Source organism: Saccharibacillus qingshengii (assembly GCF_013185195.1).
GTDB classification, from domain to species: domain Bacteria; phylum Bacillota; class Bacilli; order Paenibacillales; family Paenibacillaceae; genus Saccharibacillus; species Saccharibacillus qingshengii.
On the sequence record NZ_JAAZWC010000008.1, the window covers coordinates 151,914 to 170,897 of the forward strand.

Genomic DNA, 18,984 nt, shown 5'->3' on the forward strand with positions numbered 1-18,984 from the left:
GATTATACCGCATCGAACGACGCGAAGAAAGGCGGTTCACGGCGCAGCTCTCGGCTGTGCGCAAACCGCCCCGTGCTTCCGCCGCTTCCAGCTATTTGCCGTCTTCCTCTTCGATCTGCACATCCTCGAGATTCTCTACCTCGACAACTTCCGCCGCAGCCTGGATTTCGGGGAACAGCGCCGGCAGCCAGATGATGAAGGTCGTTCCTTCCCCTTTGACCGTAACCACTTCGACCGAGCCCTGATGTTCGTCGATGATCCATTTGGCGATGGAGAGCCCGAGACCCGTTCCCGGCGTCTTGCCCCGGGATTCGTCGGCCCGGTAGAAGCGCTCGAAAATATGCGGAACTTCATCTTTGTCCATGCCCATACCGGTATCTTTGACCCGGATGCCGACCTGCTGCCGATAGACGACGACATCCAGCAGCACTTGGCCTTCCTCCGTGTATTTGAACGCGTTCTCGATAAAAATGAACAGCATCTGCTGTAGATAGTCTTTGTTGCCGATCACCGCGATGCCGTCCAGCGCGCTCAAATCGCCGGGAGCCCATTCTGCCCGGTGAGGGAGGAACTGCGCCCTGCGCACCACATCTTCAACAAGAGGCCCCAGCTTCAGCAGTTCTTTTTGCATCGTTTGTCCGGCGTCCGCCCGGGCAAGCGACAGCATATCCCCGATCAGCCGGCTCATTCGCTCGGATTCGTCGGCGATATCGCCGATCGCTTCGACCGACATCTGGCGCAGATCTTCTTCGCTCAGATTGGAAGGCATGCTGTCGAGCGTCCAGATTTTTTTGAGCAGATCCGTATTTCCCCGAACCGTGGTCAGCGGCGTACGAAGCTCATGGGAAGCATCCGAAACGAATCGGCGCTGGGCCCGGTAGGATTCCTCCAGATCTTTGTAGAACAATTCGGTACGCGCCAGCATCCGGTTGACGGTGCTGATGAGCTGACCGACTTCATCCTGCGGACCGGCGTAATCGATCCGGACGCTCAGATCGCTGCTGGTCTGGACCGCGTTCGCCGCTTCGATCACTTTGCCGATCGGTGCCATCGATTTGCGGGCCATGAACATGCCGAGTGTGGCCGCGAGGATCAGCGTGGATACCGAACCGAGCAGCAGAATGAAGCGCAGGTCGGACAGCATATTCTCCGCTTCTTCGGTGCTGGCCGCAATCTGAAGCAGAACCGGCGTTTTGATACCGTTGGCGGGAAACAGCAGCTGCTGGTACATCAGGTAGGGCCGTCCTTCGGAACGGATCCGGCTGAAGTCCTGCTTGACGGCATCAAGCGGCGGTACCTCGAACTTGAAAGCGCCGCTGCCAAACGTCATATTGTCCGACTGCTGCAGAAGGCCGTCGTTGTAATAATAGATTTGCACGTACAGACGGCTGTCGATCGTTTTGAGAATATTGTCGATATTGATCCCGGAAGTGACCACGCCCTGATTATCGGTGACAATGCTCTGCCGAATCTGTTCCCGAATACGGCTCTGCCAAGTATCGTACGTATTTTGATAGGTGTTGTAATAAACGAAAGTATAAATGATCGCACTGAACATCAACAGCGTCAGCGCGAGAATGCCCGAATACCAAGCCGTCAGACGTAAACGGATAGACATGACAGAGGGCTGCCCCCTTTTAGGAATCGCTTCTTAAGATGTAACCGGCGCCCCGGATCGTCTGGATCAGGCGCTTGGAGCTTGAATCTTCGGTCTTCTGGCGCAGCATCGCGATATAGACTTCAAGCACGTTGGATTCGCCGCTGTAATCGTAGCCCCAAATCTTGTCCATGATCAAATCGCGCGACAGAACCCGTCTCGGGTTAAGCATGAACAGGTGAAGCAGCTCGAATTCTTTGGCGGTGAGTTCGACTTTGCGCTCTCCCCGGGTCACTTCGCGCGAGTCCACATTCATGACCAGATCTTCGAAACTCAAACGTTCCCCGTCGTCTTCGCGCACCGTATCGGTCTTGCGGCGCAGCAGCGCACGAACCCGTGCCAACAGTTCTTCGAGCGCAAACGGCTTGACCAGATAATCGTCGGCTCCCAGATCGAGCCCTTTGACCCGGTTCTCCAGTTCGTCTTTGGCCGTCAGCATCAGCACCGGTACGGCACTGCCCGCTTCCCGCAGCCTGCGCACCACCTCGAAGCCGTCCACCTCCGGCATCATCACGTCAAGCACAAGCAGGTCGGGTTCGGTCGTCCGCATCATTTTGAGACCTTCCGCCCCATTGGGTGCCGTATGAACTTCATAGCCTTCAAAAGCCAACCCTCTTCGAAGCATGGAAATGATTTTTTCGTCGTCGTCGACAACGAGAATATTGGATCGCATATTTTTGTTCCCCTCTACGTTCTTTTCTATTATTGTAACAACGTTCCTGCACTTGCGCACCCCGTTTCGGATTTGGCGCGAAAACCGGCATCAAAAGCGTGCATCAAAAGCGGGAGGGGTATCCCCCTCCCGCCGTATTGAGCGTCCTGCCGCAGCAGCGGACAAAACGATTATCTGCCGAACGGATTGGTTAATCCGTTGTCGCTTTGGCTGTTGTTGTTCTGTTGGGCCGCAGCCGATTCGTCGTATTGGTTCCGATCGCCTACCGTCACTTTCAGATCCACCTTTTTGTCGTTGCGTACGACGTTCAGCGTAACTTCCGTTCCGACTTTGAGCTTCTGGATCGCCGTAATCAGATCCTGGCTGGTCGCATACGGCGTACCGTTCACACCCGTGATGATATCGTAGCTGCGCAGATCGGCTTTGTAAGCCGGAGATCCGTACAGCACTTGGCTGACCAGCGAACCTTCCTTGGTAGCGACGCCCATCTGCTTCGCGATACTGTCGGACATGGTGGTCAGGCTCGCACCGATGAACGGAACGGCTTCTTTCGGAATTTCTTCGTTGTTCTTGAGCTGTTCGACGACACCCTTGATCGTGTTGGAAGAAATCGCGAAACCGATTCCCTGCGCTTCGGTGCTGACGGCCGTGTTCATGCCGATCACTTCGCCGTTCAGATTAAGCAGCGGACCGCCGGAGTTGCCCGGATTGATCGACGCGTCGGTCTGCAGCAGATGCTTGTATTCGGTCGCTTTGCCTGTCGTTTCGTCGGCAATGGAAATTTGACGTTCTTTGGCGCTCAGGACACCGGCCGTTACCGTATGTTCGAAACCTTCCGGATTGCCGATCGCCACTACCCAGTTGCCGATTGCCGTGGCATCGGAATCGCCCAGCGAGATATACGGGAAGTCGCTGCCGTCGGTGCTGGTGATTTTCAGAACCGCCAGGTCAAGATCGGCGCTATGACCGAGCAATTTCGCTTCGTAAGGCTTGGTCGTACCGTCCAGCGTAACCTGGATCACGTCTCCGCCTTCAACCACGTGATTGTTCGTCAGGATATAGCCTTCTTTATCGAAAATGAAACCTGTTCCGAGTCCCAGCGGAGTCAGCTGATCCGGCGAAGACTCGGAGTTTGTGCCGGAGCCGCCGTTATTTTCGCTGCCTTGGGAATCGCCGTAGAAGTACCGGAAGAACGGATCGTTATAGTTGCCCTGCGTGCTTGAAGATCCGCCTTTCGACAGCGTTTCGATCTTGACGACCGAAGGGCTGGCCTGATTCACGACGTCCGAGATATCCTTGGACGAAGCGATCGTATAGGCTGCGGTGGACACGCCGCTCGGATTCGCCGGTGCGGTCGCCGCAGCTGCAGCCGGAGTAGCCGCCGCTTCTTCGCCCGAGAACCAGCCGGCGTGTCCCGCCGTGAAGACCGATCCGGTAATGACGATAGCGCCGAGCGCTCCCGCCGCGAACGAAGTCAGGGCATTTCTGAACGAAGACTTCGGCTTCTGATTGTAATTCCAGTTGCCGCCCGATTTTCCGCCCGGAGCGGAACCGTTCGAACCGGTTGGCGTTCCGTAGGAATCGTATCCCCGTACGGCGCTCGGAGGCGTCACTTCGACCTCCTGGACTTTGGGCGCTTCCGGATCGGAGGAACCGACCGACTGGAATGGCCCGTAAGAATAGTAATAAGAAGATCCATCCGGGTTGGTGCCTTTCTGCTCGGAGGAACCTCTGCCGGGATTCTCGCTGTGACCGCCGCTCTGGGCACGGCCTTCCGCATTGTTGTCTTCAAAAGAATTTCCGTATTTCTTTTCGTCCATCTCTATTTCCTCCTCGCGTATCGGCCTATGCCGAATAACGTAAATGTGAACTGCTTTTGGGATAGCCGGGTAAGGAAGCGGTTTTCGAAAAGTTCGGCGCCGCTGTTTGCTTCTGTCCTTATTTTCTCCCAACAACCTTAATTGCACATTAAAAGAGGTATAAAGATAGATAAGAAAGCCGGTAAATCGCAAAATAATTCAAAAAAGCCTCTTCCCTCCCGAATCGAAAGGAACAGAAGCTGCATGAAAGTCTTTTTTTAAACGTATTGGGGTGCTGTGCCGGGCAGTCGAAAAGTCAGGCAGTACATCAATCCGCCGGAAATTTCACGTACCTGCACCTCAAGCATGCCTTCGGGAACGAGTTCGAGAGGAATTCGGATATCGGCCCGGTTCTTGAAATGGCTGCCCACAAACGGAATCTTCTCGTAGGTTCCGGAAGCCAGCCGTTCGGTTTCGTCGACGATCACGATCTTGGTTCCCGGCTTGGCGACACGCACCATTTCGCGGACCTCCTGCGCCCCGTCGTTGAAAAAGTTGATTCCTCCGACATGGCACACCGTATCGAAAGAATCGTCTTCAAACGGCAGCGATTCGGCCAAAGCCTGATAAAGCGAGGCGGATCGTTTCCACCTGCGCAGATGCCGGCGGCAGACGTTCAGCATCCCCAGCGACAGATCCAGGCCGTGCAGATCGATATTTTCGGGCAAGTAAGGAAAGTTGTCTCCCGTTCCGCACGAAACTTCAAGCACGCGTCCTCCGGGCGGGATCTCAAGTTCATCCAGAAACTGCCGCCGGTAAGCCGCTTCTCCGCCGAACTTCAACCGGAAATAGAGTTTGTTCGATACATTGTAAAAAGGGGCGATACGATCGTACATTTTGCGGTATTTGCCGTTGTCGCCGACCGCGCCGTTCGCTTCCGGGAACCTCTGGATTTCCGAAGAAGCTTCCTTCATTAGACTCATAACCGGACCATCCCCTGACGGTGCGCATAGATCGCCAGCTGTGTCCGGTCTTCCAGTTCGCACTTCATCAGCAGATTGCTGACATGGGTTTTGACCGTTTTGATACTGATATGCAGTTCTTCGCCGATCTCTTTGTTGCCCATGCCTTCGGCGATCAGCAGCAGCACTTCTTTTTCCCGTTCGGTCAGCGGCGACGAATCGGCTTCCACGGTCCGCTGACGAATCCCCCGCGTAAGCGCCTGGGAGACGTCACCCGTCATCACCGGCATACCGCGATAAGCGCCTTTGAGCGCATAGATCAATTCTTCCGCCGTAACGGTCTTCAGCACATAGCTGACCGCCCCCGCTTCGATCGCTTCCATCACCAGCTTGTCTTCGAGAAAACTGGTCAGCATCACGACGCGCACAGACGGAAATTCGGACACGACCAGGCGGGTCGCTTCGGTACCGTTCATCTCCGGCATCATCAGATCCATCAGGACCATATCGGGCATTACGCCCTGCTCGGCGGATAAGGCCCGCAGCTGTTCCAGTACTTCGCGTCCGTTTGCCGCTTCTCCGATAACTTCAAACCCCGGCTCCAGCATCAGGTAAGTCTTCAGTCCCATTCTTACCATGTCGTGATCGTCCGCCAGCAGGATCTTGATCTTCTCCATGCTCCTCCACTGCCTTTCCTTCTGTGAATTTTGGAATATGTACCCGAATGGTCGTTCCCGCCCCCGGTTTTGACAAAATTTCTGCGCGTCCGCCCAACTTCTCTGCTCGTTCCCGCATCGTCAGCAGGCCGTAGGAACCCTGCTTCTGCGCGGCGCCGCCCGAGAAGCCCCGTCCGTCATCGCTGATCGACAGCAGCACCTGCCGCTCGTTTTCGCGCAGCGACAAGCTGACGATATTGGCCTGGGCATGCTTGACGATGTTGGCCATCGCTTCCTGCACGATCAGAAACAGCTGCTGCTCGATCGCCTCGGACAGCTCGTTGCAGAGCTCGACGTCTTTGACCCCTTTCAGCCCGTTCTGGATACAGTAATCGGGGAACCAGCGATCGAGTGCCGCCGGCAGCGCGATCCCTTCCAGCTCGACCGGCCGCAGCTGCGCAATAAGCGCACGCATCTGCCGCTGGGCCAGATTGGACATCTGGATCAGCTGCCGCATGACCGCATCCGCCGCATCCGGATTTCGCTCCAGCACTTTGGGCAGCGAAGCGGCAGACATATGAATCGCAAAAATCTGCTGGCTGACCGAGTCGTGCAGATCGCGTGCCATCCGGCGGCGTTCTTCGCGCACGGCGCTCTCGACCAGCTGTTCTTTGCCGACAGCGTCGCTTTCCCCAAGCTTTTGCAGCAGTTTGGTCTTGGTCTCGATCGAATTCATCATGGCATTAAATTCGCGGTATACGCGCGTGAACGACTGGTCTTCCGTATCGCCCAGACGCAGACCCAGATTGCCCTGCGACACCTGAAGCATACTGTAATGCAGCACATCGATCCGGCGCTGAATACGCTGCCCCGCCACATAACCGGTAATGACCGCGACAAGCACGGCGGCCAGCAGATAAAAGACCCAGATTTTTCGCGGAAAAACCTGTACGAATCCGTACAGGCTGAACCAATACAACAAAGCGGCGAGAATTCCGCCGCTGAGCAGGAAGTACAAAATCAGTTCCCATTTGGTGTTTTTCAATAAGTTCCCCATAAGGACACCCTTCACCTCGTCTTGATCGAATTAACCGACCCTTGTCACATGCACATCCCCTATAAAAGAGCTTACCGAAATTTTGATCCGTTTGGCGCATTCGTCGTAATTCTGGGTCTCGTCCACGCCGCTAACAATCCCCGATCTTGTGCTTCCCAGTACGTTATGGTCGCCCAGGAAAGAACTGCTGTTGGCGCGGACGCCGAGTTCGGGATCGTTCGGGACATAGACGACCACATCGCCGATAAAGCAGGAGATATTGATCTTCGTCGTGCCGTAAGGGATCTGCGCTTTGGTCAGATCGATCACCGTGTCGCCGATAAAGTGGGAGATATTCAGCGGTTTGAGCCGGAAATAATCTTTGCCGATATAGTAATCGCCGACGAAGCTCGACTCGTTCACCATTTTCTCTTTTTTGCCTTTATCCGCTTTCTCGCGTGCCTGCTTCATCTGCGAGCGATCGTACTCCCGGCCTCTGCCGTCTTCCCGGCAGTCGTCGTAGAACCGGTCGTCTTCCGAGAAATAATCCGGGAACGGCTCTTTTTCGAGTGAGATGCCGGCATGCGTTTTTTTGCCGCCATCCTTGTGCATCGATTTTTTCAAATCTTTCATCGCGCTGTCCACTTCCTGCTTCACTTCGTCCGCGATACGCGAAAAGTCGATTCTGCGCATCTGCTCGGCGGTCTGTTTGCCCAAATCGCGGGCCATATCGCCGATTTTGTGGAATTCTCCGGCACTGCCGGAGCGTTCGCGGCTTTGTTCGCCGAAGTCCCGGTGTTCTTCCTCTTCGGGCTGCCAGTCGTACCGTTTGCGAGATTCGCTGCCGGGAGCATGGTCCTCTTTGTCCAAATTCACGAACATGCGGTCAAGCGGCGATTCGAGCGGCTCGATTGGCATTGGAGGGACAGGCGGCGTACCCGGCATACCGCCGTGAAATTCTTCTTGGTTGGAGTGATGAACCGGATATTCCGGCGAGCTTTTCGGTTTCAACAGGACATAAATGCCGGTTGCAATCAGCGCTGCCGGAATCAGGAATTTGAAAAATTCGCCCGGGCTGAGTACGGTAAGTTCCAGATTGCGGGCCTGGAAATACCCGCCGATCGCAATCAGGATCACATTGCCTGCCCGGCTCGAACTGTGCTTCTTTTTGCTGATCAAGTGCTGCAGTCCGACCAGGATCAGAATCATCGGCCAGAAGGTCCGAATCAAATCCCCGATACTGAAACTGATATATCCGAGCTGGTACGCCAGGAAAATACCGCCGATTGCGATCAGCCACAACGCTCCGCTCTTCTTCATTATATTCTCCTCCTCTTGTATAAGGGCCGGAAACATTCGTTCATGTTCCGGGAACTTCGTGGTTATGCTTTTACTTTACCGGAATGCTTCTTCTTGCGGAAGCGGCGCGGGAATGAAAGTCGCCTCGGTCTCAAGACCGAGACGCTGCAGTCGGGCCGTAAGCGAGGTTCGGGTCAGAACCGGCTGCGCAGCAGGCCGATCGTCAATTCCCGGTTCAATTCCCGCGTATAGTCGAACACCCGTCTCAGAGTGCTCTCACCCGTATCAAAAGCAGTACCCTCCGCCGTACGCATACCGCTGTTCTCCCGATTCTCCCGCTTTCCGAACAGCCAGCCGTAAGCTTGGCTCAGCAGCTTGTTTCTTCTCGTTCTTCTGCGTGCATAGGTTCCCATTGTCCGCGCCTCCTTCGTTTTTTTCAGTATGCGGCCAAAAGGCGGCGGTACGAAGCGGCGCGCGAACGATCTTCCGATCCGGCCGGAGAGTGAACTTTACGGCCGCCTGCAGTCTGAGCTGTCCCGGTCGCAAGGCGGAGCACGTTCCGGCTGCGCAGCCGCAGGCACAGCAAAAAGCCGCTCCCCGAAAGGAGCGGCCCAACCTCGAAACCCAAGAAGAACTCGCGTCGACCGTTAAATTTTGCGGGTACGGATCTCTTCCTGCAGCATGGCAATCACTTCGTCCAGCGGCTTGGCGCCCAGGTCGCCCTCGCCGCGTTTGCGTACGGACACGCCGCCCGCTTCTTTCTCGTTCTCGCCGACGACGAACATGTACGGCGCTTTTTCCAGCTGGGCTTCGCGGATCTTGTAGCCGAGCTTCTCGTTGCGCACATCCGTCTCGACGCGAATGCCGGATTCTCTAAGTTTCTCCGCTACCTGCTCGGCGTACTCGCTGTAGTTGCCCGATACCGGAATGATCTTCGCCTGCATCGGCGACAGCCACAGCGGCAGATTGCCGGCGAAGTTCTCCAGCAGGAATGCCGTGAAGCGTTCCATGGTGCTGATGATGCCGCGGTGGATAACGACCGGACGATGCTTCTGGCCGTCATCGCCTACGTATTCGAGTTCGAAACGTTCAGGCAGCAGGAAGTCGAGCTGTGCGGTCGACAGCGTCTCTTCTTTGCCGAGCGCCGTTTTGATCTGTACGTCGAGCTTCGGTCCGTAGAACGCCGCTTCGCCTTCCGCTTCGTAGAACGGCAGGTCGAGTTCTTCGACGACTTCGCGCAGCATGCGCTGGGACATTTCCCACATCTCGTCGTTCTGGAAATACTTCTCGGTATCCTGCGGATCGCGGTAAGACAGACGGAAACGGTAGCTGTCGATGCCGAAATCTTCGTACACTTTGGCGATCAGCTTCACGACGCGGCCGAACTCTTCCTTGATCTGGTCCGGACGGCAGAAGATATGCGCGTCGTTCAGCGTCATCGCGCGCACGCGGTGGAAGCCGGTCAGCGCGCCGGACATTTCGTACCGGTGCATCAGACCGAGTTCGGCGATCCGGATCGGCAGTTCGCGGTAGCTGTGCATATCGTTTTTGTAGACCATCATATGGTGCGGACAGTTCATCGGACGCAGGACGAGCGATTCGTTGTCGAGCTCCATCGGCGGGAACATGTCTTCCTGGTAATGTTCCCAGTGACCGGATGTTTTGTACAGTTCCACGTTGCCCATAACCGGCGTATACACGTGCTGGTAGCCGAGGCTTTCTTCCAGATCGACGATATAGCGCTCCAGCGTCCGGCGCAGCTTGGCACCGTTTGGCAGCCAGATCGGCAGACCCTGTCCGACCAGATTGCTGAACGTGAACATCTTGAGGTCTTTGCCCAGTTTCCGGTGGTCGCGCTTTTTGGCTTCTTCGAGGAAGTGCAGATGCTCGTCCAGTTCGGCCTTTTTGAAGAAAGCCGTGCCGTAGATCCGCTGCAGCATCTTGTTCTTGCTGTCGCCGCGCCAGTAAGCGCCGGCTACGCTGAGCAGCTTGAAGATTTTGAGCTTGCCGGTCGACGGTACGTGCGGTCCGCGGCACAGATCGAAGAATTCGCCTTGATCGTAGATCGTGATCGCAGCTTCTTCCGGCAGCGCTTCGATCAGTTCGATCTTGTACGGGTCACCCAGCTCGCCGAAGATTTTCAATGCTTCTTCGCGGCTGACTTCGCGGCGGGTAATCGGCAGGTTCTCGCCGACGATCCGCTCCATTTCCTTTTCGATCTTCTGGAGATCTTCCGGATTCAGACCGTGCTCGAGATCCATATCATAGTAGAACCCTTCTTCGATCACGGGACCGATACCGAGTTTTACTTCTTTCGTACCGAACAAGCGGCGGACCGCTTGGGCCGTCAGGTGGGCCGTACTGTGGCGAACCACTTCAAGCCCTTCCGGCGAACCGGGCATCACGATTTCGATCTGCGCGCCGTTCTCGAGCTTGGTGCTGAGATCGACCACGATTCCGTTTTGTTTGCCGGCGAGCGCATTTTTGCGCAGGCTGCTGCTGATCGACGCGGCGACGTCTTCGATGGTGCTGCCGTCCGCGTATTCTCGGACAGAGCCGTCCGGCAGGCTGATAGAGATGGCCATGATTAAAATTCCTCCTTCAAATTTGGGAAAATGGGCCGCGAAACGCGCGCAAAAAACGCCCGTCCCGCGAAGGGACGAGCGTTATACCCGTGGTTCCACCCTGATTCGGCCGTAGGTCCGCCACCCGGTCTTCTCGGACCGAAGGCAGGCGATAAGCCCTCATTGAGCACATCAATAACGGAAGTGCGGTCCGGCGTTCTCTACTGCCCGTATGCTTCAAGCTTGCGGAGGACTCCGCCGGCCGTACGTCAGGGGTTCGAAAACGCAGCTCGGAAGGGGTAAATGCAGGTCGATCCGGAGGAAATTTCAGCCATCGTTTCCTCTCTCTGGGACGGTACCGGGCACCTGGCATTGTTGTCTTCGTCGTTGCTTTTGCTGCTGTTCATTATAAGCGGTACCGCAGCAAGCGTCAAGGCTTGGCCCGGCGCGTCTTCCCGCACGGATACGGTCTCTCGCCGGCTGTGCGGTCAGGCCGAACGGTCGGCGGAGCTTTGGAGCAGAGACTCCAATTCACCGATGCTGTCGATCACCGCGTCCGCCCCGTCGAGTTCCCCGGCTTCGGCAAATTCCGAGCGAACGCCGATCACCGCTACACCCGCTTCTTTGGCCGCTTCGATATCGGATTTGCGGTCCCCTACCATCAGCACGCGGTCCGCTCCCCGTCCGCTGCGCCGGAGCAGTTCCTGCAGCACCTCGCTTTTTCGCTTGGCTCCTACGTTTCCCGCACACAGCGGATAGCGAATTAGCCCGGCCAGATCGTCGATGTCCAATACGCGGTCCAGATAGTCTTGGCCGCAGTTGCTGGCTGTTGCCAGTTCATACTTCCCCGACAGCCGCCGAAGCAGCTGCGGAACTCCGTCAAGCGCGTAGGAACGCTCCCGCATGGCTTCTCCGAGCCGCTCGTCGTGACGCTGTTTGTAACGGTCCTGTTTCTCTTCGTCCATCTCGGCTGCTACCACTTTCCATGCTTCTGGGCCCGTCATGCCAAATGCCGAGCGAATCGTTTCTTTGGAAGGTTGGTGTGCGGCGTCCCCGTTTCGGATCGCCTCTTCGAATACCCGGTGGTTGACGTCGTACATCGCTTCCGACGTGTCGATCAGCGTCCCGTCCAGATCGAAGGCGATCACCTCAATGCCGGCGGCGTTAAAAGTAGGGGATGGGTTCATGGGGTTCTCTCCTTCTCTATAGGATTATGTTCATTTTGTTATGTCCATGATTTCTTATTACCCCATTCCGCGCATTTCTCTTCCTTCTCGGTCGGGATCGACCGTTTCCTCAATTTGGAATTGGCGGTTTTTCATACGATTTGGGCAGGAGTTTCATTGGCTGCGGCGAATCTTATGTAGTGTACGTCCTGCACCATCCCACTAACCGGCTGCAAGCCGACACAAGGAGGATTCCATGCTAACGTTCAAAAAACCCGATGTCGAGCAGTTCTTCCGTACGTTCGCGATTCAGGATTTCGCGGTCAGTCCGGATGAAGGACAGGTTGTGTTCAGCACCAATCTCAGCGGCAAGTTCGATCTCTGGGCAATGGATCTTCCGAATACTTTTCCGTATCCGCTTACTTTTAACGGACAGAGCTGCGATTCTATCCAATATGACAAACGCGGACGCTTCCTCGTTGCCGGATTCGATCATGACGGCGACGAAAATTCGCAGCTTTACGCTCTGCAGCCGCACGGAGGCGAACTTCTTCCGCTGTGCGTCAAAGAAGGCCACCGGCATATGAATCCGATCCTCTCGGAGGACGGCAAACGCCTCTATTATACGTCGACCAAAGAAGATCCGACCTATCTCAGCGCCTTGTGCTGCGACCTGAAGACAGGCCAGGAAGTTTCGGTGCTTCAAGGTTCCGGCGATGCCTCGATCTTCCTGATCGACGTCAGTCCCAAAGAAGAATATCTCGTTTACGTCAAACATTTTGCCAATACGTATGCGCCCGCTTTCCTCTGCTTCGGCGATAAGCATGTCTCGCTTGATCCGGAAGCCGAAGGCGAGTATACGGTGTCCGATTCCGTATTTACGGGCAAGCACGAACTGCATTTCCTGACGAATGCGGGCGGCGATTTTTCTTATTTGGCCCGGTACGATGTCGAAAGCGAGACGAAGACCAAGCTGCTTGAACTCGAAGGTGTCGATTTCACTTCCGTTATCCACGATAAAGAACGCGGACAGCTTTATCTGACCGCAAGCAAAGGCGTATCCGACTATTTGTACACCTACGATCTCGAAAGCGGGGCTCTCGGCGGCGTTCCGCTTCCGGTGGACGCCATCTCTTCGGTCAAAGTGTCCGACAGCGGCAATCTGTATGTGCTCGGCCGCAGCGCCGTCAGTCCGACGAATATTTTCAAAAAAGAACGTTTGTCCGAAGAGTGGACACGCTGCACGAATTACGGCGTACCCGGCATCTCCGAAGAACAGCTCGTGCGTCCGGAAGTTCTCACTTATCCGTCGTTCGACGGACTGAAGATCGAATCCCTCTTCTTCCGGGCTTCGGCGGAATCTGCCAACGGACATACGATCTTGTGGCCGCACGGCGGACCGCAGGCATCGGAACGGCTCGCTTTCCGCTCGCTGTTCCAGTTCCTCGTCAGCCGGGGCTTCAACATCTTCGCTCCGAACTTCCGAGGTTCCACCGGCTACGGCCTGTCCTTCTGCAAGCTCGTCGAAGGCGATTGGGGAGACGGACCAAGACTGGACAACATTGCCGGGCTGGACTGGATCGTGGAGAACGGCTACGCCGATCGGGACAAGCTGCTGTTGATGGGCGGAAGCTTTGGCGGTTATATGGCGCTGCTCCTGCACGGACGACACGCCGATTATTTCAAAGCCGTCGTCGATATCTTCGGTCCGAGCGACCTGTTCTCGTTTATCGAATCGGTTCCCGAACACTGGAAGCCGATCATGAACAAATGGGTCGGCGATCCGGTCGCGGACAAAGAAAAGCTGATCGCTTATTCGCCGATCACGTATCTGGACGGGATGACCAAGCCAATGCTGGTGATCCAGGGTGCCAACGATCCTCGCGTCGTGCAGGCCGAGTCCGACCAGATCGTGCGGGCTCTTCAGGAAAAAGGCGCGAATGTGGAATATATCGTGCTGGAAGACGAAGGTCACGGTTTCTCGAAAAAAGAAAATGAAATGCGGGTATACCGCGCCGTACTGGAATTCCTGGAAAAAGCCATCAAAGAGCAGCCGGCCTCTGTAAAAGGCTGATTCTTCTTTTTTTCGATATACCTTACTTCCAATCAAGACCCGGATCGGGGCGAGTTCATTCGCCTCCGTCCGGGTCTTTTTGGCCCGGCCCGACTGCAGGACGTCTCCCTGACACGGACATAGGTACGCAAAAATCTTCAACATTAACCTTCTCGTCGGTATTGACAAACTTTCGCGTCGGCTTTAATGTGTGGATACTGCGTCCAGTGATAACGATTATCGTTTTCATTAGGCAATCTTATTCAAAAGGGAGATTATCCAATCATGAAGAGATCTTTGTTACCTCTGCTGCTGCTTCTCGTCTTGGCGCTTAGCGCCTGCGGCAGCACTGCCCCGACCGCCGCAAATCCCGACACAGGCGGAACCGCCGCGGCCGAAGCCGCACCGGCCGAGACCGGAACGGTGACGTACGAGTCCGAGAACGGCCCTATCAAACTGCCGGCCAATCCGCAGCGTGTCGTTGACCTGTCCAGCTATACGGGCACACTGATCCAGTTCGGCGTGCCGGTTGTCGGTGTCGATACCTGGACCAAGAACAATCCGAACTTCAAGGAACAGCTGGCCGACGTGGCCGAAGTCTCCGCCGACGATGTGGAGAAGATTATCGAGCTGCAGCCCGATCTGATCATCGCTTCAAGCGACGTGAAGAACGCAGACAAACTCAAGCAGATCGCCCCGCTCGTCACGTATACATACAACAAAGTCGACTATCTCACCCAGATCGAAGAAGTCGCCAAAGCGGTCAACAAAGGCAAAGAAGGCGCCGCCTGGATCGCGGACTTCAAGACCCGCGCGCAAAAAGCCGGCGAAGAAATCAAAGCGAAGATCGGCGCCGACAAAACCGTAACCGTTATGGAAGGCGATGCCAAAGCGATGTACGTCTTCGGCGATGCCTGGGGACGCGGAACGGAGATCCTGTATCAGGCCATGGGGCTGAAGATGCCGGAGAAAGTCAAAGAAATGACGTCGAAACAGGGGTACTACGATCTCTCGCTCGAGGTGCTGCCCGAATACCTGGGAGATTACGTGATCTTCAGCAAGACGATGACCGGAGACAACTCGTTCCAGGAAACCGATACGTACCGCAATATTCCGGCTGTCCAAAACGGCCATGTCTACGAAGTCGATGCGACGGGTTTCTACTTCAACGACGCCTATTCGCTTGACTACCAGCTCGATTTCTTCAAAAAATCGTTCCTGGGCGAGTAAATTTTCCCGATGAAAAAGACCGCTGCGCGCTCTCTTGCGTTTAAGCTGCTGCTGAGTCTGTGTCTTCTGCTGCTGGTCGTTGTCGGAGCGATTCTTGTCGGTGCCAAAAACGTCTCGCTGCCGGACATCTGGATCGCGCTGACCGATCCCGGCCGCTCGAACGCCGATATTTCCATCATCCGCGAACTGCGGCTGCCCCGGGAACTCGGCGGCGTGCTGGTCGGTTCCGCGCTGGCCGTATCCGGAGCCATCATGCAGGGGCTGACCCGCAATCCGTTGGCCGATCCCGGACTGCTCGGCGTCACGGCCGGCGCCAATGCGGCTTTGGCTGTCGTGTTTGCTTTTACTCCGGCAGCCGGCTATTTCGGTGTAATGCTGGCCTGCTTCGCCGGTGCGGCCGTTGGCGTCCTGTTCGTCTTCGGCGTTCTGGCCCTGCGCGGCAAAAGTATTTCTCCCATGCGTATGGTGCTGGCCGGCGCGGCGGTATCCGCGCTGCTATCGGCCGCCGCGGAAGCGATCAGTCTGGAATTCAAAATTTCCAAAAGCGTCTCCATGTGGACTTCCGGCGGTCTGATCGGGACGAGCTGGAGCCAACTGCTGGCGATTTCACCGGTGATTGCGATCGGTATTGCCGTGTCCCTGCTGCTGTCGCGGCAGCTGACTCTGCTCAGCCTCAACGAGTCGACTGCCGTCGGCCTCGGTTTGAACACCCGCTGGGTCAAGCTGGCGCTCTACATCGTCATTACGCTGCTTGCGGGCGCGGCCGTTTCCCTGGTCGGCAACCTCGCTTTTGTCGGATTGATGATTCCGCATGTCGTTCGGATCTTTGCCGGTACCGATTATCGGGCGATCCTTCCCTTGTCCGCTATCTGCGGAGCCATCTTTATGGTGCTGGCCGATACGCTCGGACGGATGTTGAACGCTCCGATGGAAACCCCGATCGTGGCGATCGTCGCGGTGCTGGGTCTGCCTTTCTTCTTGTTCATCGTACGCAAAGGAGGCCGATCCCTCTCATGAACCGGATCTTACGGCGTTTGCGTCTGCCGCACCGGCCTCAATTGGCGTTTACTCTGCTGTTGCTGCTGATTGTCGCAACCTTTTTTGTCAGTCTGGGCTTGGGTTCGTCTTCGGTTTCTTTTGACCGGGTCCTGCCGACTCTGCTCGGACAAGGCGCGTTCAAAGACGAGTTCGTACTGTTTTCGATCCGGCTGCCGCGTATTTTGATTACGCTGCTGGCCGGTATGGCGCTTGCTCTCTCCGGAGCGATCCTGCAGGGGATTACCCGCAACGAATTGGCCGATCCGGGTATCATCGGAATCAATGCCGGTGCCGGATTGGGCGTCACGGTCTTCTTCCTGTTCGCACCGATCGAAGTAGGTTCGTTCGCTTACCTGCTGCCTGCCGCTGCTTTTGGAGGGGCCCTGCTGACCGCGGCGCTGATCTATCTGCTGGCGTACAGCCCGGGAGAAGGCGTTCAGCCGATCCGGCTGATTCTGATCGGGGTCGGCTTCTCGACTGCCCTCTCGGGCATGATGATCGTGCTGATCTCTTCCGTCGATCGGGTCAAAGTCGACTTTATCTCCAAATGGCTGGCAGGCAATATCTGGGGAACCGACTGGCCGTTCGTTCTGGCGCTGCTGCCCTGGCTGCTTCTCCTGATCCCTTTCGCACTGATCAAGACCCGCACCCTCAATCTGATGTCCCTGGGCGAAGCTTCGGCTGTCGGAGCCGGGGTACCGGTGCAGAAAGACCGCGTTCTGCTGCTGCTGGCCGCTGTCGCTTTGGCCGCTTCGGCCGTATCCGTCACGGGAGGCATTTCTTTTATCGGGCTGATGGCACCGCATATCGCACGTGCGCTGGTCGGATCGGCCCATCAGCGCTTCGTCCCGGTCTCCGTACTGATCGGAGCCTGGCTGCTGCTGCTCGCCGATACGATCGGCCGTAATCTGAACGATCCGAACGGGATTGCGGCCGGTATCGTGGTCGCGTTTATCGGTGCCCCTTACTTTCTGTATCTGCTGCTCAAAAAAACGAATTAAAAAAACGGCAAAAACGCCCCTCTATTCTTCGGTCCCTTTTCGGGGAGCCGTCGAACGGAGGGGCGTTTGATTTGAAGCGCTCAAGCCGGAATCTCGCCGGACGTTTAGTTCTGCATGATAAAGTCGCGCTGGATCTTGTAGCTTTCGTCGTCGAACACTTTGAGCAGATTATATTTGGTATCGCGCTGGGCCGGAATCTTGCCCGCGGCGCGGATAATATCCAGAGTCTGTTCGATATTGACTTTGTGGGTCGTGCCCGCAGCCGATACCACGTTTTCTTCCATCATGGTACTGCCGAAGTCGTCACAGCCGTAACTCAGCGACATCTTGCCCACTTCCGGTCCCATGGTAACCCACGACGATTGGAAATGTTTGATGTTGTCGAGTACGATGCGGCTGATCGCCACGTTCTGCAGATACTGCTCCGGCGTCTGCTTCTCGACTTTCATGTTCGTGTTGTCCGGCTGGAACGTCCACGAGATATAGGCCAGGAATCCTTCGGAATCGTATCCGTTGCGCACGCACTCGTCCTGGGCTTCACGGACTCTCATCATATGCAGGGCGCGTTCTTCGTACGATTCGCCGAAACCGATTACCATCGTCGCGGTCGTGTTCATGCCGACTTTGTGCGCCGTCTGCATGACATCCATCCAGTCGCGCCACGAGCCTTTGAGACGGCTGATCTTGCGTCGGGTCCGGTCATCGAGAATCTCGCCGCCTCCGCCCGGCAGGGAGTCGAGTCCCGCTTCGTGGATGGCGCGGATCGTGTCTTCCATCGACATCCCCGACAGTTTCTGCATCTTCATGATCTCTGCGGGAGAGAACGAGTGCATCGTCACATTCGGGAAATGCTCCTTGATCTTGCGCAGGATGTTCAGATAATATTCGAACGGCAGATCCGGGTTGACCCCGCCCTGCATCAAGATTTCCGTACCGCCCACATCTTCGGTTTCCTGAATTTTTTGCAGGATCACTTCATCGGGAAGCACGTAACCTTCGGGCGAACCCGGACGGCGGTAGAACGCGCAGAAACGGCAAAAAACGTCGCACACGTTCGTATAGTTTACGTTGCGCCCAATCACGAACGTCGTGATCGGATCGGGATTTTTGCGAATCATCAGCTCGTTGGCGGCGTGACCCATTTTCTCGATTTCGTTCGACTCGTATAGGGCGATCGTGTCTTCGACATCGAGACGTCCTCCGTTTAAAGCTTTATCCAGTATTTTGTCAACCGCACTCATTTCATGCAGCCTCCTTTGTGAAAATAGGTTCAAATGAAGATAGTCGTACCCGGTCGGTTTCGGCTTTAAATCTCTATTTTTAAAATTTAAAATTGTAACAAGCACTGCAATACAGTTTATCCTATCATATTTTAAATGAGAAGAAAATGTTTGTCGCGAACTGCCGCCTTCAAACCGCAAAAAAACCGATCCGCCAAAGCGAATCGGTCTTCTGGCACCGCATCTGGGTATCGGTCAGGCGATCAGTACGGCAATCAACGCGATCAAAGCCGGAATCGTCTGGATAAACAGAATCTTGAACTTGGCTGTCGCCGCTCCGTAAATACCGGCGATCATCACACAGACCAAGAAGAAGATCTGGATATGCGCAGCCGCTTCGGCGTTCGGATAGAGAAGGCCGAAGACCAGACCCGCCGCCAGAAATCCGTTATACAATCCTTGATTGCCCGCCAGCGACACCGTCGCGTCGGCGAACTTCTGCTCCAAACCGAAGGCTTTCATTCCTCTCGGTTTGTTCCACATGAACATTTCCAGTACCAGAATGTACACATGCAGCAGCGCGATCAGTGCTACCAGAATATTGGCCACCCATTCCATCTTGTTTCCCCT

General features: G+C 55.8%; 16 protein-coding genes. 4 read left to right on the forward strand and 12 right to left on the reverse strand.

Features of this window, described 5'->3' with window-relative positions:
- Positions 1 to 91 precede the first annotated feature (91 nt).
- The 10 genes from HRQ60_RS09410 to HRQ60_RS09455 form a co-directional block, all read right to left on the reverse strand.
- Entirely contained in the window at positions 92 to 1,618 is a 1,527-nt protein-coding gene (locus HRQ60_RS09410) for a sensor histidine kinase (protein WP_172195552.1), read from the reverse strand.
- A 19-nt stretch (positions 1,619 to 1,637) separates the two neighbouring features.
- Entirely contained in the window at positions 1,638 to 2,330 is a 693-nt protein-coding gene (locus tag HRQ60_RS09415) for a response regulator transcription factor (RefSeq protein ID WP_172195553.1), read from the reverse strand.
- 170 nt (positions 2,331 to 2,500) lie between these two features.
- Positions 2,501 to 4,150: a S1C family serine protease gene (locus HRQ60_RS09420; protein ID WP_172195554.1), complete on the reverse strand. Its 1,650-nt coding sequence runs from the start codon at positions 4,148 to 4,150 to the stop codon at positions 2,501 to 2,503.
- 257 nt (positions 4,151 to 4,407) lie between these two features.
- A complete protein-coding gene (locus tag HRQ60_RS09425) occupies positions 4,408 to 5,112 on the reverse strand; it encodes a class I SAM-dependent methyltransferase (protein ID WP_172195555.1) in 705 nt (234 codons plus the stop codon).
- Entirely contained in the window at positions 5,109 to 5,768 is a 660-nt protein-coding gene (locus tag HRQ60_RS09430) for a response regulator (protein ID WP_172195556.1), read from the reverse strand. The genes HRQ60_RS09425 and HRQ60_RS09430 overlap by 4 nt, the downstream gene beginning before the upstream one ends.
- The gene (locus HRQ60_RS09435; protein WP_172195557.1) at positions 5,680 to 6,804 is read right to left on the reverse strand and encodes a sensor histidine kinase; all 1,125 of its coding nucleotides are present in this window, start codon (positions 6,802 to 6,804) and stop codon (positions 5,680 to 5,682) included. The genes HRQ60_RS09430 and HRQ60_RS09435 overlap by 89 nt, the downstream gene beginning before the upstream one ends.
- A gap of 30 nt (positions 6,805 to 6,834) precedes the next feature.
- A complete protein-coding gene (gene liaF, locus HRQ60_RS09440) occupies positions 6,835 to 8,103 on the reverse strand; it encodes a cell wall-active antibiotics response protein LiaF (RefSeq protein WP_246281245.1) in 1,269 nt (422 codons plus the stop codon).
- A 173-nt stretch (positions 8,104 to 8,276) separates the two neighbouring features.
- Positions 8,277 to 8,495: a hypothetical protein gene (locus HRQ60_RS09445; RefSeq protein WP_172195558.1), complete on the reverse strand. Its 219-nt coding sequence runs from the start codon at positions 8,493 to 8,495 to the stop codon at positions 8,277 to 8,279.
- A gap of 234 nt (positions 8,496 to 8,729) precedes the next feature.
- The gene (thrS, locus tag HRQ60_RS09450) at positions 8,730 to 10,667 is read right to left on the reverse strand and encodes a threonine--tRNA ligase (RefSeq protein WP_172195559.1); all 1,938 of its coding nucleotides are present in this window, start codon (positions 10,665 to 10,667) and stop codon (positions 8,730 to 8,732) included.
- Between the two features lie 467 nt (positions 10,668 to 11,134).
- Positions 11,135 to 11,833: an HAD family hydrolase gene (locus HRQ60_RS09455; RefSeq protein ID WP_172195560.1), complete on the reverse strand. Its 699-nt coding sequence runs from the start codon at positions 11,831 to 11,833 to the stop codon at positions 11,135 to 11,137.
- Positions 11,834 to 12,068: 235 nt separating this feature from the next.
- Here HRQ60_RS09455 and HRQ60_RS09460 point away from each other — a divergent pair, with 235 nt between their 5' ends.
- The 4 genes from HRQ60_RS09460 to HRQ60_RS09475 all read left to right on the forward strand — a co-directional run bounded on the left by HRQ60_RS09460 (position 12,069) and on the right by HRQ60_RS09475 (position 17,134).
- Positions 12,069 to 13,886 carry a S9 family peptidase gene (locus tag HRQ60_RS09460; RefSeq protein ID WP_172195561.1) on the forward strand — a complete coding sequence of 606 codons (1,818 nt, stop codon included), beginning with the start codon at positions 12,069 to 12,071 and terminating at the stop codon, positions 13,884 to 13,886.
- Positions 13,887 to 14,150: 264 nt separating this feature from the next.
- Entirely contained in the window at positions 14,151 to 15,095 is a 945-nt protein-coding gene (locus HRQ60_RS09465; protein WP_172195562.1) for an iron-hydroxamate ABC transporter substrate-binding protein, read from the forward strand.
- Positions 15,096 to 15,104: 9 nt separating this feature from the next.
- The gene (locus tag HRQ60_RS09470) at positions 15,105 to 16,112 is read left to right on the forward strand and encodes a FecCD family ABC transporter permease (protein WP_172195563.1); all 1,008 of its coding nucleotides are present in this window, start codon (positions 15,105 to 15,107) and stop codon (positions 16,110 to 16,112) included.
- Entirely contained in the window at positions 16,109 to 17,134 is a 1,026-nt protein-coding gene (locus tag HRQ60_RS09475) for a FecCD family ABC transporter permease (RefSeq protein WP_172195564.1), read from the forward strand. Before HRQ60_RS09470 ends, HRQ60_RS09475 begins: the two co-directional genes overlap by 4 nt.
- A 104-nt stretch (positions 17,135 to 17,238) precedes the next feature.
- Here the strand turns inward: HRQ60_RS09475 and mqnC are convergent, their stop codons facing one another.
- Together mqnC and HRQ60_RS09485 are read right to left on the reverse strand one after the other, a co-directional pair.
- Positions 17,239 to 18,375, reverse strand: a complete 1,137-nt coding sequence (mqnC, locus tag HRQ60_RS09480; RefSeq protein WP_172195565.1) for a cyclic dehypoxanthinyl futalosine synthase — start codon at positions 18,373 to 18,375, stop codon at positions 17,239 to 17,241.
- A 234-nt stretch (positions 18,376 to 18,609) separates the two neighbouring features.
- Positions 18,610 to 18,972, reverse strand: coding sequence for a DUF1304 domain-containing protein (locus HRQ60_RS09485; RefSeq protein ID WP_172195566.1), 363 nt, complete (start codon positions 18,970 to 18,972; stop codon positions 18,610 to 18,612).
- Positions 18,973 to 18,984 lie beyond the last annotated feature (12 nt).